The organism is Rhizobium sp. ZK1 (assembly GCF_047782645.1).
Taxonomy (GTDB): domain Bacteria; phylum Pseudomonadota; class Alphaproteobacteria; order Rhizobiales; family Rhizobiaceae; genus Rhizobium.
Map to the genome: position 1 here is coordinate 1,516,969 of NZ_CP180587.1, position 15,056 is coordinate 1,532,024.

Consider the following 15,056-nt stretch of genomic DNA (forward strand, 5'->3'; position numbering starts at 1 on the left):
GGATCCCGATCATGTTTGAATTTTTCGCGGAAAACCTCGCGCCGATCATGTTCCTGTCACTGATCGTCGTACTCCTGCTCGGCTATCCCGTGGCCTTCGCCCTCGCCTTCGTCGGGTTCATCTTCGGCTTCGTGGGCATCGAGATGGGGCTTTTGCCCGTCAACCTCTTCGGTGCCATCCCCGATCGCATTTTCGGCCAGATGTCGAACGAGACGCTGTTGGCTATCCCGTTCTTCACCTTCATGGGACTGATCCTGGAACGAAGCGGCATGGCCGAGGATCTGCTCGACACGATCGGGCAGTTGTTTGGTCCGGTTCGCGGCGGTCTCGCCTTCGCGGTCATTTTCGTCGGTGCAATCCTGGCTGCGACGACCGGCGTCGTGGCGGCATCGGTCATCTCGATGGGCCTGATCTCGCTGCCGATCATGCTGCGCTACGGGTATGACCGGCGCGTCGCCGCCGGCACGATCGCGGCCTCAGGCACCTTGGCACAGATCATTCCGCCAAGCCTTGTGCTCATCATCCTCGCCGACCAGCTTGGCCGTTCTGTCGGCGACATGTACAAGGGCGCGCTCGTTCCGGGCCTGCTGCTCGTTGCCGCCTACGCTCTCTACATCATCACGATGTCGATCCTGCGGCCGCCGAGTGTACCGGCACTGCCGCCCGCTGCGCGCACGCTCAAGGGCTGGAGGCTCCTGCAGCGCGTCGTCATCTCGCTCGTGCCGCCGCTGGTCCTGATCTTTCTCGTTCTCGGCACCATCTTCATCGGCCTTGCGACGCCGACGGAAGGCGGCGCGATGGGTGCGGTTGGTGCTCTGGCACTCGCTGCCATCAACCGCCGTCTCGATCTGGCGATGGTCAAGTCGGCGCTCTATGCGACGGCGAAGCTCTCGTCCTTCGTGATCTTCATTCTTCTTGGCGCCCGCGTCTTCTCTTTGACCTTCTATGGCGTCAACGGCCATGTCTGGGTGGAACATCTGATGACGTCTATCCCGGGCGGCGAAGTCGGCTTCCTGATCGTCGCCAACCTGCTCGTCTTCTTCCTGGCCTTCTTTCTCGACTATTTCGAGCTCGCCTTCATCATCATTCCGCTATTGGCACCGGTCGCCGATAGCCTCGGTATCGACCTGATCTGGTTCGGTGTCATGCTGGCGATCAACATGCAGACCTCGTTCATGCACCCGCCCTTCGGCTTCTCGCTGTTCTACCTTCGGTCGGTCGCGCCGACGCGTGCTTACAAGGACCGGATGACCGGCGAGACGATCCAGCCGGTTACATCGGGCCAAATCTACATGGGCGCTCTGCCTTATCTCGGCATCCAGTTAGCCACGGTGATCATCGTCATCGCCTTCCCGCAACTCGTGACGCACTACAAGTCGGGCCGTGTGGCCGTCGATCCGTCGACGATCGAGTTGAACGTGCCGATGCCTGGCGAGGATGGAGCCAATCCCTTCGGCACACCGGCCGCTCCCTTCGGAGCCGAGCCATCAGAGGGTGAACCCACGCCACCGGCCTTCGACGCGCCGGCACCCGATTTCGGATCGCCGACGCCAAGCTTCGGCGATCCGGAGCAGAATGGATCTAATCCCTGACGTTCACAGGGAAAGGACTGAGATCGCTGCCGCGCTCCATGCGGCAGGATTAACCCACAGAGGAGGACAATCATGACGAAAGACATGGGCCGTAGAGGCTTCTTGACGAAAGGCGCGCTGGCGGGCGCTGCCACCGTTGCAGGCGCTTCGCTTGCCGCTCCCGCAATCGCCCAGAGCACGCCGACGCTTCGCTGGCGCCTGACATCCGGCTTCCCGAACAACCTCGACACGATCTACGGCGGTGCGGTGGTCATGGCCGATGCACTGAACAAGATCACCGAGGGCAAGTTCCAGATCCAGGTCTTCCAGGCAGGTGAACTTGTGCCCGGCGCCCAGGCGATCGATGCGGTCAAGTCGAATACGGTCGAGCTTGCCCATACCTGCGGCTATTATTTCACGGGCAAGGATCCGACATTCGCGATCGGTTCCACCATCCCCTTCGGCCTGAACGGTCGACAGCAGAACGCCTGGCTCTATCATGGTGGCGGCAACGAAGCTTACAATGAATTCTTGTCGGACTATGGCGTGGTCGGCATTCCGGGCGGCGCCACAGGTGCCCAGATGGGCGGCTGGTTCCGCAAGGAGATCAAGTCGGTCGCGGATCTCAAGGGTGTCAAGATGCGGATCGCAGGCGTTGCCGGCGAAGTCATGTCGCGCCTTGGCGTCGTACCGCAGCAACTCCCGGGTGGCGATATCTACCCCGCGCTTGAGCGCGGCACGATCGACGCCGCCGAGTGGATTGGTCCTTACGATGATGAGAAGCTCGGCTTCTACCAGATCGCCCAGAACTATTACTACCCGGCCTACTGGGAAGGCGGCCTGACGATCCATTTCTTCATCAACAAGTCGCAATACGAAGGCCTGCCAGATACCTATAAGGCAGCGCTCGACACGGCTTGCAAGGCCGCGAACATCAATATGCAGGCGCTCTACGACGTCAAGAATACGGCTGCTATCCGCTCGCTCGTCGGCAAGGGCGTCAAGCTGCGTCCCCTGCCCCGCGACGTCATGGACGCCGCTTACAAGGCCTCCTTCGAGCTCTACGGCGAGTACGGCCAGAAGCATCCGGCCTGGGCAAAGATCTATCCGGGCTGGAAAAAGTTTCGCGACGAGAGTTTCGAATGGTTCCGTGTCGCTGAATATAGCTACGACAGCTACATGTACGCCGCTCAGGCGGCCAAGAAATGATCTGCCATGGAGCCGGGTTCGCCCGGCTCTCCCTTCGAGCGAGATGGGGAAAGCGCGGTTCATCGGGATATCGGCGGTCGGAGGTTGGAGGTCGGTCAATCGACATCGTGGCAGACGATGTACCAACGCCGCTCGATCCGGCCATGATCATTCTCGACAGTTGCCGTGTCCGTTTCAATCCTATCGGCAGGCGGATCGGCGAAGAAGCGTGCGACGTCGTCATAGGTGGCAGGCCGGTTGGCTTTGAGGGCAAGGAGATAATCACCGCCGCGCCGGACGAACGTCTCGGCAATGGCTGACTGAGTGCCCATGGCATCGATGGTGACGATGGCACCGGTCAACTCAAGTCGTTCCAGGAGAAGCGGGATAGCCGTGATCTCGTTTGATTTGACATCGCTCGCCTCCTGACCAATAACCAGCCGCTGACGGGTTGCCCATGCTGACTCCATATGCAGTGGTTCTTGCCCTCGGCTGCGCGCGTGGGTCCGCCGGGATGCTTGCCATCAATCGCGATGACGTCTGGCTTGCCATCCCGCAACGCGTCGACCCGTGACGGGAAGCAGGATCTCGACGAAATCCTCCATGCCGCTCAGTGTCGCACACAGCACAAGCAGCAGAAACTCCGGCAGCGGATAAACCACCCGCCAACACTCTCGCGGGTCGGAAAGCGCCGCAAAATGATCAAGAATGGCGCGTGGAGATGTGTGAGGGGCTGGCATGAACGGCTCCGTCGATTTGAAGCTCCTCATGAATCACACCCACACCTCTCAACGCCACAGCAAAAAAGCAAAGCTGAAGCGATTGCCCTGAGGGTGCAGCATCGGCCGATTGAACGAATCGCGTAATTGAAGCATAATCTAATATAACGCACGATGGGGGCGCGAGGTGAAAAGTTGAGGGAACCTATGAGGCCTGTTATTGCTTGTGCTTTGTGCTGCCTGGAATTGCACGTCTTCGGTGGTAGCGCCCTCGGTGCTGACATGGGAATGACGGTTTCGCCCGAAGCGCAAAAAGTTACGACGGAGAACGGTTGGGAATTTACGATTGCGCCTTATTTTTGGGCGCCGGACCTGTCCGGTGACGTGGGTGTCTTCGGGCTGCCGACGGTCGGTGTGGACGCCAGCTTCAGCGATCTTTTCGAGCATCTCGATTTCGCTGCCATGGGGATCGGCGAAGCCCGCTACGGGTCCTACAGCGTCTTCGTCGATCTTATGTACACCAAGCTCTCGGGCGACACGGGAACACCTCTCGGTATCCTAGCAACGCAAGCCGGCGTTGACGCGGAGACGTTCGCAGGAACCATCGGAGCTGGATATACCGTACTCGAAGGCAGCCGAGGAAAGCTGGACATTGTCGGTGCTGCTCGCGTGTGGTCGGTCGACACCACAGTCTTCGTGAGCGGTGGACTTCTCGGTAGTCGTTCGCGTAGCGACGGCGACACCTGGATCGATGCACTGGGCGGTTTTCGCGCAGACTATTCGATCACGCCCAGAGTATTCCTGGCCGGCTGGGGCCTCGTCGGCGGCGGAGCTGCCGACATAGACTGGGACGTAGCGGCGACGATCGGCTACAAGTTCAACGACCGGATTTCCTCCGTACTCGGGTACAGAGCCTTGGGCGTGGATTACAGCAACGACGGCTTTGTATTCGATGCCGTCCAGCAGGGCCCGATTCTTGGTCTGGTCGTCCACTTCTAGAACAGCACGCTCCGACATCTCCGCGTATGCCAGCCGCCCAAAAATGGTGCGACGCTGAGCGGCTGGAGATTGTCGACCGAGGCGTTTTCGGGTGACGGCACGCCCATTGCGGGGTCAGACGCCAACACCGGGGTCGCTCCAAGCGTACTCAAGGCCAGCGCTGCCCCAAAGAAAATCTGGATGGGATTTCACTAGCGACTCCCCCTCAGCCACTCTCCCAAACTCGCACTATAATGCCGGAGCTGTCTCAAATGGCACCACGGGCATTGCACTTCTATTCAGCGATCGGTTTCGTCGGTACCGCCTCGTACGGATCCGCGTGGGCAACCACCGTTGTCCGAGCTTTGGTTCCCGGCATGATCTCAAAACGGGGGTCGAAATCGACCATAGTCGACGCCAGCTTTGCCAGTACGCTGATATCGCCGTCGGCCTTGGCGACGCCGCTCGCCAGTTGAGCTTCGAGCGTCTTCTTTCCCATCATGGTTTGTTCCAGGTCGGAGCGATTGATGGTCAGGGTGAGATCTGGCTTCGGAGATTGAAAGCCGGCGATGTTGGTGAGCGTGGCATTCTCCATCTCGACTATAAACTTTTCACCATTGTCTGGTGTGACTAGGTTGATCGTAAACCGCATGCCCTCCGCCAGGCGGCTGTCCATGCGGATACCGAGGAAGTTGAGAAAGAGCTCGGTTGACATTGCACGAATGACATCGGGACTGCTAGTGTTAGCAGTTTCGCCCTGTGGTATGCCTGTTCGAAGCTCGTAGGCTGCCGCCAGGAAACTATTGCGCAATCCGGGATTTTCTTGCTGGTAGCCGAGTTGCTCGAAGACATCGGCGAGCAGATCCTTGGCAACCCCATTGTTAGGCTCTGCCAGCACCAACTTGTTGAGAATTTCGCTCGCTAACAAATATTTGCCTTCGTCGTGCAACGCGCTCGCTCTCTCCAGGATCTTGCCTGAACCTCCCATCATCTCGACATAGAGCGGCGCGGAATCGGCAGGCGAGAGTGGAATGAGTGTCGTCGGATTGCAGTCCCAAAAGCCCAGGTAGCGCTGGATTACACCGCGGGCATTGTGCTCGGGGGAGCCGTGATAGCCGCGGCAGTACCACTTGTCTCGCAGCCCTTTTGGCAGCTTGTAGACATTATGGACCTCGTTAATGGTCACGCCCTGGTTGGCAAGGTGAAGGACCTGATTGTTCATGTTTGCATAAAGGTCGCGCTGCGCTCGCATGACCTCCTGCACTCTCTCGTTCCCCCATCTCGGCCAATGATGGGAGGCGAACATTACCTCGGCCTCTTCACCATAGAGGTGGAGAGCTTGGGCGATATACTTGGACCAGTTCAGGGGATCTCGCACCGGCGCGCCGCGCAGCGTATAAATGTTATGCAGTGAGGCAATTATATTCTCTGCCATCCACAGCGCCTTCAATTCAGGGATGTATGTATTCATCTCGCGAGGCGCTTCGGTATTGGGTGTATTTTGAAAGATCATACGGATGCCGTCGACCTCAAATTCCTCAATTGGGTCGGAGACGAAGCGATTTGGAGCGATAAGTCCGGTTGCGCCTGCCGAAACCCCTTGTCCTAGTCCCTGACCTACATAACCATGAGGCGCGGCCGGTAGCAGCAGACCGTATTGATAAAAGAGACGGCGGTTCATCGCGTTGCCGGCATAAACGTTCTCCGAGATGGTGAAGTCCATGAACTCTGCCGGTGCAATCATCGCAACCTTACCCGAACGAACATCGTCTTCATCGACGATCGCCCGAACCCCACCCCAGTGGTCCCCGTGCGTATGGGAATAGATCACCGCGGTGACTGGCAGGCCCATACCAACGTTCTTTTGAAAAAGGTTCCAAGCGGCCCTGACGGGTTCCCCGCTCACCATAGGGTCAAAGACGATCCAGCCGGTCTTGCCGCGAACAAACGTAATGTTCGAAAGGTCGAATCCCCGCACCTGGTAGATACCAGGAATGACTTCGTAAAGGCCGTAGTTGTTATTTAGGCGCGAAAGACGGTGTAAGGATGGATGGATACTGTCAAACTCCTCCTGTTGATCAAGAAACTTGAAGCGTTCCATGTCCCATGCGACGTGGCCGGCGTCGGCCATGATCTTCATGTCAGTCATCGGCGCGATAAGGCCCTTCTTCTGCTCTTCGAAGTCTTTTTGGTCGGCGAAGGGCAATGTTGCCTTGGCATCCTCAAGTATCGCTTTTGTGAAGCTGGATGGAGCCTAGCCTTTGGGATGGTAGTGGTTTGACAACGGCTGAGTTGACGTCGCTGCTCGCGCAGGATTGTTCTCCAGAAAGAGGTTGCCTCCGATCGTCAGCGCGGCGCCTGCAGCAGGAAGCGCACTGATGAATTGACGTCTCGTAGTCATCTTATGCTCCTGATCAGATTGAAAATATCCATTAAGGATCACTCAATCTGGTGCGAATCGCATTGATCCTGGTCAAACCTCGCCTTGCCCTGCCCTGCGACGGTCTTGATCCAGCCGAACGCCTCCTCGATGCGCTTGCGGATACGCAAGCTGACCTTGTAGCCGCAATGGCGCGTCGTTCGCCCGTCGATGGCCGAACGACGACCGTTGATGTTCTGCGCCACATGCGGGTGTCACCTTCATCGACCGCAAATCTTTGACGAAGTCCTTTGTGTCATAGGCCTTGTCGGCACCCAGCGTGATCGCTCGTGTCCGGCCGGCGAAAGGCTCGATCATGGTAAGCGCCGCTACCCGTTCAGCATATCCGCTGGCCTCTGTCAGATAGGCATCGACCAGCAGGCCATGGCGATTTTCCATCAGCCCATGTCCCATGAAGCACAGCTTGGCCTCCTTGCCTTTGCCCTTCTTGTAAAGTCTTGCATCCGGGTCGGTCGTTGAAGCATGCGTCTCGTTGGAACGCCTTTCGCCGTGGAAGTCTGCTTCCGCATTCCGACCGCTCGCACCCGATGGTGGTTCGCCATCATCGCCCCTTGGGCCGTCCTTCGGCTTGACGCTCTTCATCGACGCCCAGGCTTCGATCAGCGTGCCATCGACAGAAAAATGATCCGTTGACAGCAGTCGCTTTACCTTGGGCTGAGAAAGGATCGCACCCAGGAACTTCGCAGCGATGTCACCATCAAGCAACCGGTCGCGGTTCTTCGAAAACACCGAATGGTCCCAAGCGGGATCATCGATGCCGATGTCGACGAACCAACGGAACAGAAGGTCGTATTCCAACCGCTCCATCAGAAGTCGTTCCGAACGGATCGAATAGAAGGCTTGCAACAGCATGGCACGCAGAAGCTTTTCTGGGGCGATTGATGGCCGCCCAATCGGTGAATAAAGCGCTACATACTCCCGTTCCAGCAAAACCCCCGCCTCGTTCACGATCTGCCGGATGGCCCGCAGCGGATGATCACGACGAACACGACCCTCCCGGTTGACATGACCCGTCTTCACATCCCCGCCGCGCATCTATCAGTTTCAAATCGCAATAAAGCGAGTGAATCACGACAACGGCCTATGCGCCAGCGCCTCTTTCAACAGCTTGTAGCTATTGGAATCCTGTCCCTGTCATGGTGATCACTGTCGCGATCACAGCGGTCCTTTTGGGGGCTTCGCGTTGGTCTATCGAACCGGGCGCGGGCGCTCCATTCCCGTTAGCACGGCTCATTTTTACGCCTTCTATCGATCGGCGTTTGCCCCACTCGTCACCCCAATTGCAAACTTCATCTGGGATGGTATCTGCGATCTGACGGTCGGCACAGCGGGACGAGTGCGATACATCTACACCGGCAACGGACAGACATACGCACTCTATATACTCTATTATGCAATCGCGATCTATCTGCTGGGCACTCTGAGGATTCTTCCAATCTGATGTGCCGGCAGCAGGCCCACAATCTTGGCCCCAATGGCGGCTATTGGCTGGCGGCCGCCTGTGCGATCCCACCCAGAATGCGGCTTGGAAGGAAAATTATCAGTGATGCAGCACCCTCGATCACCGATGCGCCGTCGGCGAGCATTGTCTGGCCGGCAGGTCCCTCGTCCTCTCTAAGTACACTGCGTATCAAGGCATCGTTGTTGACCACGTCCATCAGTGTCGGTGAACTGGCAAAGACGCTGTGCCGGCCGCCATCGACATCAGAGACATCGATAACCGCGATCTCTCTCTTTTGAAGGACGGCGACCTCGGAGCCGCTGCCGACACGCGGGAGGCCGCCCGCCAATCGCCGGGAAAATCCGAGCGCGCGATCGCGCTGTGAGACGATGATTGCAAACGGTCGCGGGATGTCACCAATGTCGTCGATCTGGCTCAGGAAGACGTCGACATCGATATCAGGTGCGGCGAGAACCACGCCACCCAGGCGCTTCAACGTGCTGGTGCGTCCCCTGAGGGCCAGATCGCGCAAAGCTTCCGTGACGACATAAGCGCCCATGGAATGGCCAACCACAATGATTCTCTTCGCATTGGTCGCTGCCGCGATCTCGATCGTCTCGGCAAGTCCTCGCCGGCCAACAAGGGCGCTGTCGCGATCAAAGACGTAAAGTGGGATCGATGCTCCTGACGGCCAGGCGTAATGCAGCGAGACCGACTTGATACCGTAGTCATAGCTGATCTGGGCGTTGCGGAAGACGCTGTCGGCGAAGTTGTTGTTGTATCCGTGGACGAAAATGAAGATCTCGCGATTTTCCGGCGAGCGTTGCGCGAGCGCGACATTCAGCTGCCTGACGAAGTCCTGCCGCTCGGCAATCGGCTGATAGGTCCGTGCTGAAAAGTGCCTGCTTGGATCAGGGCTCCGTCCGCTTTTCTCGACGCGGCCGGCAACGTGGTTTTGCGGGATACCAATGTCTAGTTTCGCAAAATTCAACGTCTTCGACCGCTCGGCCGAATATGGCAGGGAAAGATTGTTGGATCGGGTACGCGTAGTCGCGACGTAGATCGGAACGATTGCCCGCGATTCTGCTCCTGACGATGATGTAATGGGAAGGCCAAGCACCGCGCGTGGTCCGCCACAGCCGACGAGAGCCAACAGAATGATCACAATGACGGACAATCGAATTGAGGACACGGGCTCGATCTAGTTCCCTGAGAAGCTGTTAAAGTCGTTCAACAAGAAAGGCAATCGGTTCGGCTCGCTCACCTGGCTACACGCATGAGGCGAAGCACTTCCTTGTTCTAAACTATCCGCAGCGGGTGCGGTAGATGAATTCCAGTTATTACTTGCGGTATTCATATTCCCGTGTCGGCCGGACGACAAAAAATGAAGCTGAACAACTTGCATCGATGATGATCCCCTCGGCCACAGACTGCCAAAATCTGGAATGCAGGCATGTTTGCGGGATTCTATGCTGATCACTTCGCTTCTTGAACCGCTCTATAGTTCCCAACCAGAGCGCTGCGCCTTCGGTTCCGGAGATTGTGTAAGCCGAGCCGAACGTTCAAGGGAACACGATCACTTTAGTCCAAACTCAGGACTTCTACCATTCGCGTTGATCACTGACACAGATCGATTGATGTGTGATGGGCGCCTATCTCCGATGCGGTGAGTACCCGTGACCGTGGACTGAAGCTTCTCCGTGGCCGCTCGGCTTTGCTACCTCCTGCCACCTACATCAACTAGGTGCTTTCACAAGAACTTCTGGCTTCACTCTGCTTTTCGCTCCATCGCATGAGAGAACACTTTTCGCTTGGGATCGAAGGCAAAGGCGAAGGGTCATTGTACTTTAAGTATCTTGACCCTCAGCTCCTTCATGTTCGGGTTCCAACAAACAGTTTCTCCTCGACCGCAGCCGCCTGGCCTGCAAGGGAACTGACATTGATCTAATTATGGTTACCTCATCATACCAGTTGACATGTCAATGAGCATCCTGCAAGAAAGGCTCCAGCTTACAAGAGGAGGACGTAATGCTGACGCTTTCTGCAAAATTGAAGTCTTCATGCATGGCTGCCATCGCGCTCGCTGCCATCGCAGTTACCCCCGCCAAAGCCGAAGACATCACGCTCTGGACGCTGAACTTCGACAACAATGCCGCCAACGTGGCGCTGAAGAAGGTGGCGAGCGACTTCGAAGCGGCAAACCCCGGAACCCATATCGAGATCGTCCAGCGCGCCGTCGATGAGCATAAGACGGCACTGCGCGTGGCTGCCGGTTCCAACCGCGGACCGGACATCTATTTCAGCTGGGCAGGCCTTGGCCTCGGCGGCGAATATGTGAAGGCCGGCCTGTCGCTGCCGCTCGACAAGTACTACACCGAATACAAATGGAACGACGAACTGCTTCCGTCGGCAGCGGCCTTTGCCGACCTCTATCCGGGCGGCAAGCACGGCACGCCTTTCACCTTCAAGGGCGAAGCCGTCTATTACAACAAGAAGCTCTTCCAGCAGGCCGGCATCACCGAGGAGCCGAAGACCTATGAGGAGCTTCTGGCAGCGGCCGAAAAACTGAAGGCAGCCGGCATACCGGCCTTCACCTTCGGCGGGACGGTCAACTGGCACGTGATGCGCCTGATGGATGTGATCCTGGAAACCAAGTGCGGTGCGGAAAAGCACGACCAACTGAAGCTGATGAAGCTCGACTGGACAAAGGAACCCTGCGCCACCGACAGTTTCGCCGAATTCGCCAGGTGGACGAAGGACTATACGCTGCAGCCCTTCATGGGCATCGACAACAAGCAATCCTATAGTCTCTTCACCGCCGGCCGCGCAGCGATGATGCTGGAAGGTGACTGGCTGGTCGGTCAGCTCTCGGGCAGCGGCGCAAACCTCGACGATTACGGGATCTTCCCCTTCCCGACCAACACCAACCGCCTCTACGGTTTCGCCGAATACAACTACATCAGCACCAAGACCAAGAACCCTGATATGGCTGCGAAATTCGTCGACTATTTCCTGTCGACGAAGGTGCAGCAGGATCTCGTCGGGCAGATCAGCTCGATCTCGGTCAACAAGAATGTCCAGTACACCAACCAGAAGCCTCTGGAAGCCGAGTGGCTGGATGTCTTCAAGACCTACGACAAGATCTACATGAACGGCGACCAGGCCTTCCCGCTTGATGTGACGACGGAATATTTCCGCGTCATCAACGATGTCGCCTCCGGCAGCATAGAGCCGGCAGCAGCAGCCAAGCAGATGCAGGCCTTTATCGCCGGCAGAACCTAACTCCTCCCGAGACGCCGGCCGGTCGACACCTTGTCGGTCGGCTGGCGCCGCATCCGCAAGACCGGCAGGGTGGATATCCTGCCCCGGAGGTGAGAATGTCTTTGCGCCAAACAACGCATGATCCGCGCGTGCAGGCCTTCATCCTGCTCGTCCCGGCTCTGGCCATCTACGCGATCTTCGCGCTCTACCCGATGCTGAACGTAGTTATTATAAGCTTCCAGAAATGGAACGGGCTCGATCCGCAACGCCCCTTCGTCGGCCTTGCGAATTATTCGGCGATCTTCACGCGCGATCCGGTCTTCTGGGTCGCCTTCAAGAACACCGTGATCTGGACGCTGATGAGCCTGATCTTCCCGCCACTGGTCGGCCTTCTGCTGGCCCTCAGCCTCAACCAGAAGATCTTCGGCCGCAACGGGCTGCGGGCGATCTTTTACCTGCCGGTCATCATCGCGCCGATCGCCGTCGCCACCATGTGGAAGTGGATGTACGACCCGTTCTTCGGCCTATTCAGCCAGATGCTGACGTCATGGGGCATGCAGACCTGGATCAAGGACTGGCTCGGCAACAAGGACATTGCACTCTATTCCGTTTTCATCGCCTATCTCTGGCAGACCGTCGGCTTCTCTATGGTGCTGTTCCTGGCGGGTCTCCAGAACGTCTCGCAGACGCTGGTCGAAGCCGCCCGCATCGATGGCGCCGGCCGCTGGGCCGTGTTTAAGCATGTCACCCTGCCGGCATTGCGCCCCACCATCACCATTGTGCTGGTGCTCTCGATCATCTCGTCGCTGAAGGCCTTCGATATCGTCTACGGCCTGACCGGCGGCGGACCCGCCCAGTCGACCCAAATGCTGGCGCTTTGGGCTTTCACCCAGGCGATGCAGATCTTCGATTTCGGCCGCGGTGCTGCGATCTCCGTGGTGCTGCTTTTGATCACCATGGCGATCGTCATCCCTTATCTGCGCTGGACGCAAAAGCATGAGGAGGTCGAATCGTGACAGTTCTCGGAGCGCAAGCCGATGATGTCGACATCGATACCAAACCCCTTCGCCTAAAGCGGGATCCCATCCTCATCGGCTTGTGGATTGCGCTCATCCTTGTCGCGCTGATCTGGGTCGCACCCTTCGTCTTCATCGTCTTCACCTCGCTGAAGACACCGGCTGCGGTCACCAGCACCGGCGCATTCATGCCGCCGACCGAACTCGCCGTCCAGAACTATGTCGACGCCTGGAGCCGCGGCAATTTCGCAAGCTCCTTCTTCAACAGCGTCATCATCACCGTGATCAAGGTGCCGCTCGGCCTCGCGCTGTCGGCGATGGCGGCTTACGCGCTTGCCAAGATCAAGCTGAGGATCAGTAAGGCCCTGCTGCTGCTCGTCGTCTTCGGTACGATGATCCCCTTCCAGGTGATGCTGGCCCCGCTCTTCACGCTGGTGAATTCCTTCGGGCTGATCGATACCTATCCGGGCGTCATCCTGCCCTATATCGCCTTCGGCGTCCCCTACCAGGTCTTCATCCTGCACGGCTTCTTCAAGGGCATTCCGAAGGAACTGTCGGAAGCGGCCCTCATCGACGGAGCGACGCATGTCACCATCTTTCGGCGGATCTTCCTGCCGGTCTGCTTGCCGGTTCTCGCCGCCCTGCTGATCCTTGACTTCGTCTCAACCTGGAACGAATTCGCCATGGCACTCGTCCTTTTACAGGACCAGCACATGTGGACGCTGCCGCTCGGCCTCATGTCGTTCCAGGGGCAGTTTTCCAGCAATTACGGCCAGCTCAACGCCGCGATCGTCATGACCGTCCTGCCGGCGACGATCGTCTATCTCATATTCCAGCGCTACTTCGTGTCCGGACTGACCTCCGGGGCCGTCAAGGGCTGATACCGAAATCTTGTTCTTCGAGGAGAGACATATGTCCGATGCAGCAGTCGAAAAATGGGGCGTGTTCGAAGCGGGTTTCGCCGGCCCGTCCGAAGGTAATCCCTATCTCGACGTGGCATTCGATGCCGTGTTCACGCATAAGAGCCGCGAGGTCCGCGTGCCGGGCTTTTATGACGGCAACGGCATCTACCGCATCCGCTTCATGCCCGATACCGAGGGTGAATGGTCCTTCAGGACACGGTCGAAGACGGCTGCCCTCGAGGGCAAGACGGGCTCGTTTGCGGCAACGGCCCCTTCCGCCGGCAATCACGGTCCGGTGCGCGTGCGCAACAAGTTCCACTTCGGTTATGCCGACGGCACGCCCTTCTTCTCCTTCGGCACGACCTGTTATGCCTGGACGCATCAGCCGCTGGAGATGCAGAACCAGACACTGGAGACGCTGAAGAAAACCCGCTTCAACAAGATCCGCATGGGCGTCTTCCCGAAGGATTATCCCTATAATACCAACGAGCCCCTGCACGCCTGCTTCGAAACGGGTGCCGACGGCAGGCTAGATTTCGACCGGCCGAACCCTGCCCTCTTCCAGCATTTCGACCGGCAGGTGGCAGCCCTCTGCGCGCTCGGCATCGAGGCCGATATCATTATCTTCCACCCCTATGACCGCTGGGGTTATGCCGACATGTCGGCCGAGCAGGATTTCCGCTATGTCGCCTATCTTGCAGCGCGGCTTTCCGCCTACCGGAACGTCTGGTGGTCGCTTGCCAACGAATATGACTTCCTGATCGATACCAAGCCGATGGAGCAGTGGGACCGCTACTTCCATATCCTGGAGGAAAACGATCCCTACCAGCACCTCCGCTCGATCCATAATGGCGACGTGACGGCAAATTTCGACCATCGCAAACCCTGGGTGACGCATACCTGCATCCAGAACCCCGACGTCAAGCGCACGCAGGAATGGCGCAACGCCTATGGCAAGCCGGTCGTCAACGACGAGCCGGAATATGAGGGCGACATCGTGCAGTCCTGGGGCAATCTTTCGGCCCGGGAACTGGTGCATCGCTACTGGATCACCATGGCGCGCGGCGGTTATGCCGGCCATGGCGAGACCTATTCGCATCCGGACGACCTGATCTGGTGGGCCAAGGGCGGCGAGCTGCGCGGCGAGGCCTGGAAGCGCATCGGCTTCCTGCGCGATCTGCTCGAGGCCGACGTCAGGCACGGGCTGGAACCGCTCGGCGTTCTCGGCGAATGGCCCTGGTCACGCGTCTCAGGTGCGCGGGACGGCGACGGCGATTTCCGGCTGATCTATCTCGGCGAGCATCAGCCGGTCATCTGGTCATCAGGCCTGCCGCTCGACGGCACCGATTACGACGTCGATATTATCGACACCTGGGAGATGACGATCACACCGGCCGAAAAGGTCGCAGCCCCCATCCCGCATCCCACCCGTCATGGCGCGATCGTGCGTGGTGGCAAGCCGGACGCGGCCTTCGGCGTCAAGCTTCCCCGCAAGCCGCATCAAGCGCTGCGCGTGCGTAGAAAGCGCTAAGGATAGAAG

At 58.3% G+C, this 15,056-nt stretch carries 9 protein-coding genes and 2 pseudogenes; 7 read left to right on the forward strand and 4 right to left on the reverse strand.

Annotated features, from left to right (window positions below; all coding sequences use genetic code 11):
• Positions 1–11: 11 nt before the first annotated feature.
• Entirely contained in the window at positions 12–1,592 is a 1,581-nt protein-coding gene (locus ACK9YZ_RS29590) for a TRAP transporter large permease (protein WP_416067112.1), read from the forward strand.
• Positions 1,593–1,664: 72 nt separating this feature from the next.
• The gene (locus ACK9YZ_RS29595; RefSeq protein ID WP_416067113.1) at positions 1,665–2,780 is read left to right on the forward strand and encodes a TRAP transporter substrate-binding protein; all 1,116 of its coding nucleotides are present in this window, start codon (positions 1,665–1,667) and stop codon (positions 2,778–2,780) included.
• 40 nt (positions 2,781–2,820) lie between these two features.
• Here the strand turns inward: ACK9YZ_RS29595 and ACK9YZ_RS29600 are convergent.
• Positions 2,821–3,499, reverse strand: a pseudogene (locus ACK9YZ_RS29600) (ISAs1 family transposase); the annotation flags it as partial.
• Between the two features lie 186 nt (positions 3,500–3,685).
• On the opposite strand from ACK9YZ_RS29600, the gene ACK9YZ_RS29605 reads away from it, so the two are divergent.
• Positions 3,686–4,477, forward strand: a complete 792-nt coding sequence (locus ACK9YZ_RS29605; protein WP_416067114.1) for a hypothetical protein — start codon at positions 3,686–3,688, stop codon at positions 4,475–4,477.
• A gap of 274 nt (positions 4,478–4,751) precedes the next feature.
• Here the strand turns inward: ACK9YZ_RS29605 and ACK9YZ_RS29610 are convergent, their stop codons facing one another.
• From ACK9YZ_RS29610 to ACK9YZ_RS29620, 3 genes and pseudogenes are all read right to left on the reverse strand, one after another.
• Positions 4,752–6,662: an alkyl/aryl-sulfatase gene (locus ACK9YZ_RS29610; protein WP_416067115.1), complete on the reverse strand. Its 1,911-nt coding sequence runs from the start codon at positions 6,660–6,662 to the stop codon at positions 4,752–4,754.
• A gap of 233 nt (positions 6,663–6,895) precedes the next feature.
• Positions 6,896–7,931, reverse strand: a pseudogene (locus ACK9YZ_RS29615) (IS5 family transposase).
• A gap of 446 nt (positions 7,932–8,377) precedes the next feature.
• Positions 8,378–9,529, reverse strand: coding sequence for an alpha/beta hydrolase (locus tag ACK9YZ_RS29620; RefSeq protein WP_416067116.1), 1,152 nt, complete (start codon positions 9,527–9,529; stop codon positions 8,378–8,380).
• 836 nt (positions 9,530–10,365) lie between these two features.
• Here ACK9YZ_RS29620 and ACK9YZ_RS29625 point away from each other — a divergent pair.
• The 4 genes from ACK9YZ_RS29625 to ACK9YZ_RS29640 all read left to right on the forward strand — a co-directional run bounded on the left by ACK9YZ_RS29625 (position 10,366) and on the right by ACK9YZ_RS29640 (position 15,047).
• Positions 10,366–11,619, forward strand: a complete 1,254-nt coding sequence (locus ACK9YZ_RS29625; RefSeq protein WP_416067117.1) for an extracellular solute-binding protein — start codon at positions 10,366–10,368, stop codon at positions 11,617–11,619.
• A 95-nt stretch (positions 11,620–11,714) separates the two neighbouring features.
• Complete coding sequence (locus ACK9YZ_RS29630; RefSeq protein WP_416067118.1) at positions 11,715–12,614, forward strand: carbohydrate ABC transporter permease; 900 nt, start codon at positions 11,715–11,717, stop codon at positions 12,612–12,614.
• Positions 12,611–13,495 carry a carbohydrate ABC transporter permease gene (locus tag ACK9YZ_RS29635; RefSeq protein ID WP_416067119.1) on the forward strand — a complete coding sequence of 295 codons (885 nt, stop codon included), beginning with the start codon at positions 12,611–12,613 and terminating at the stop codon, positions 13,493–13,495. Before ACK9YZ_RS29630 ends, ACK9YZ_RS29635 begins: the two co-directional genes overlap by 4 nt.
• 31 nt (positions 13,496–13,526) lie before the next feature.
• Positions 13,527–15,047: a DUF5060 domain-containing protein gene (locus ACK9YZ_RS29640; RefSeq protein WP_416067120.1), complete on the forward strand. Its 1,521-nt coding sequence runs from the start codon at positions 13,527–13,529 to the stop codon at positions 15,045–15,047.
• Positions 15,048–15,056 lie beyond the last annotated feature (9 nt).

Excerpts from the sequence above, each read along its gene's own strand:
- ACK9YZ_RS29630 (WP_416067118.1), top strand. The coding sequence starts at position 11,715 with ATGTCTTTGCGCCAAACAACGCATGATCCGCGCGTGCAGGCCTTCATC.
- ACK9YZ_RS29605 (WP_416067114.1), top strand. The coding sequence starts at position 3,686 with ATGAGGCCTGTTATTGCTTGTGCTTTGTGCTGCCTGGAATTGCACGTC.
- ACK9YZ_RS29595 (WP_416067113.1), top strand. The coding sequence starts at position 1,665 with ATGACGAAAGACATGGGCCGTAGAGGCTTCTTGACGAAAGGCGCGCTG.
- ACK9YZ_RS29625 (WP_416067117.1), top strand. The coding sequence starts at position 10,366 with ATGCTGACGCTTTCTGCAAAATTGAAGTCTTCATGCATGGCTGCCATC.
- ACK9YZ_RS29640 (WP_416067120.1), top strand. The coding sequence starts at position 13,527 with ATGTCCGATGCAGCAGTCGAAAAATGGGGCGTGTTCGAAGCGGGTTTC.
- ACK9YZ_RS29590 (WP_416067112.1), top strand. The coding sequence starts at position 12 with ATGTTTGAATTTTTCGCGGAAAACCTCGCGCCGATCATGTTCCTGTCA.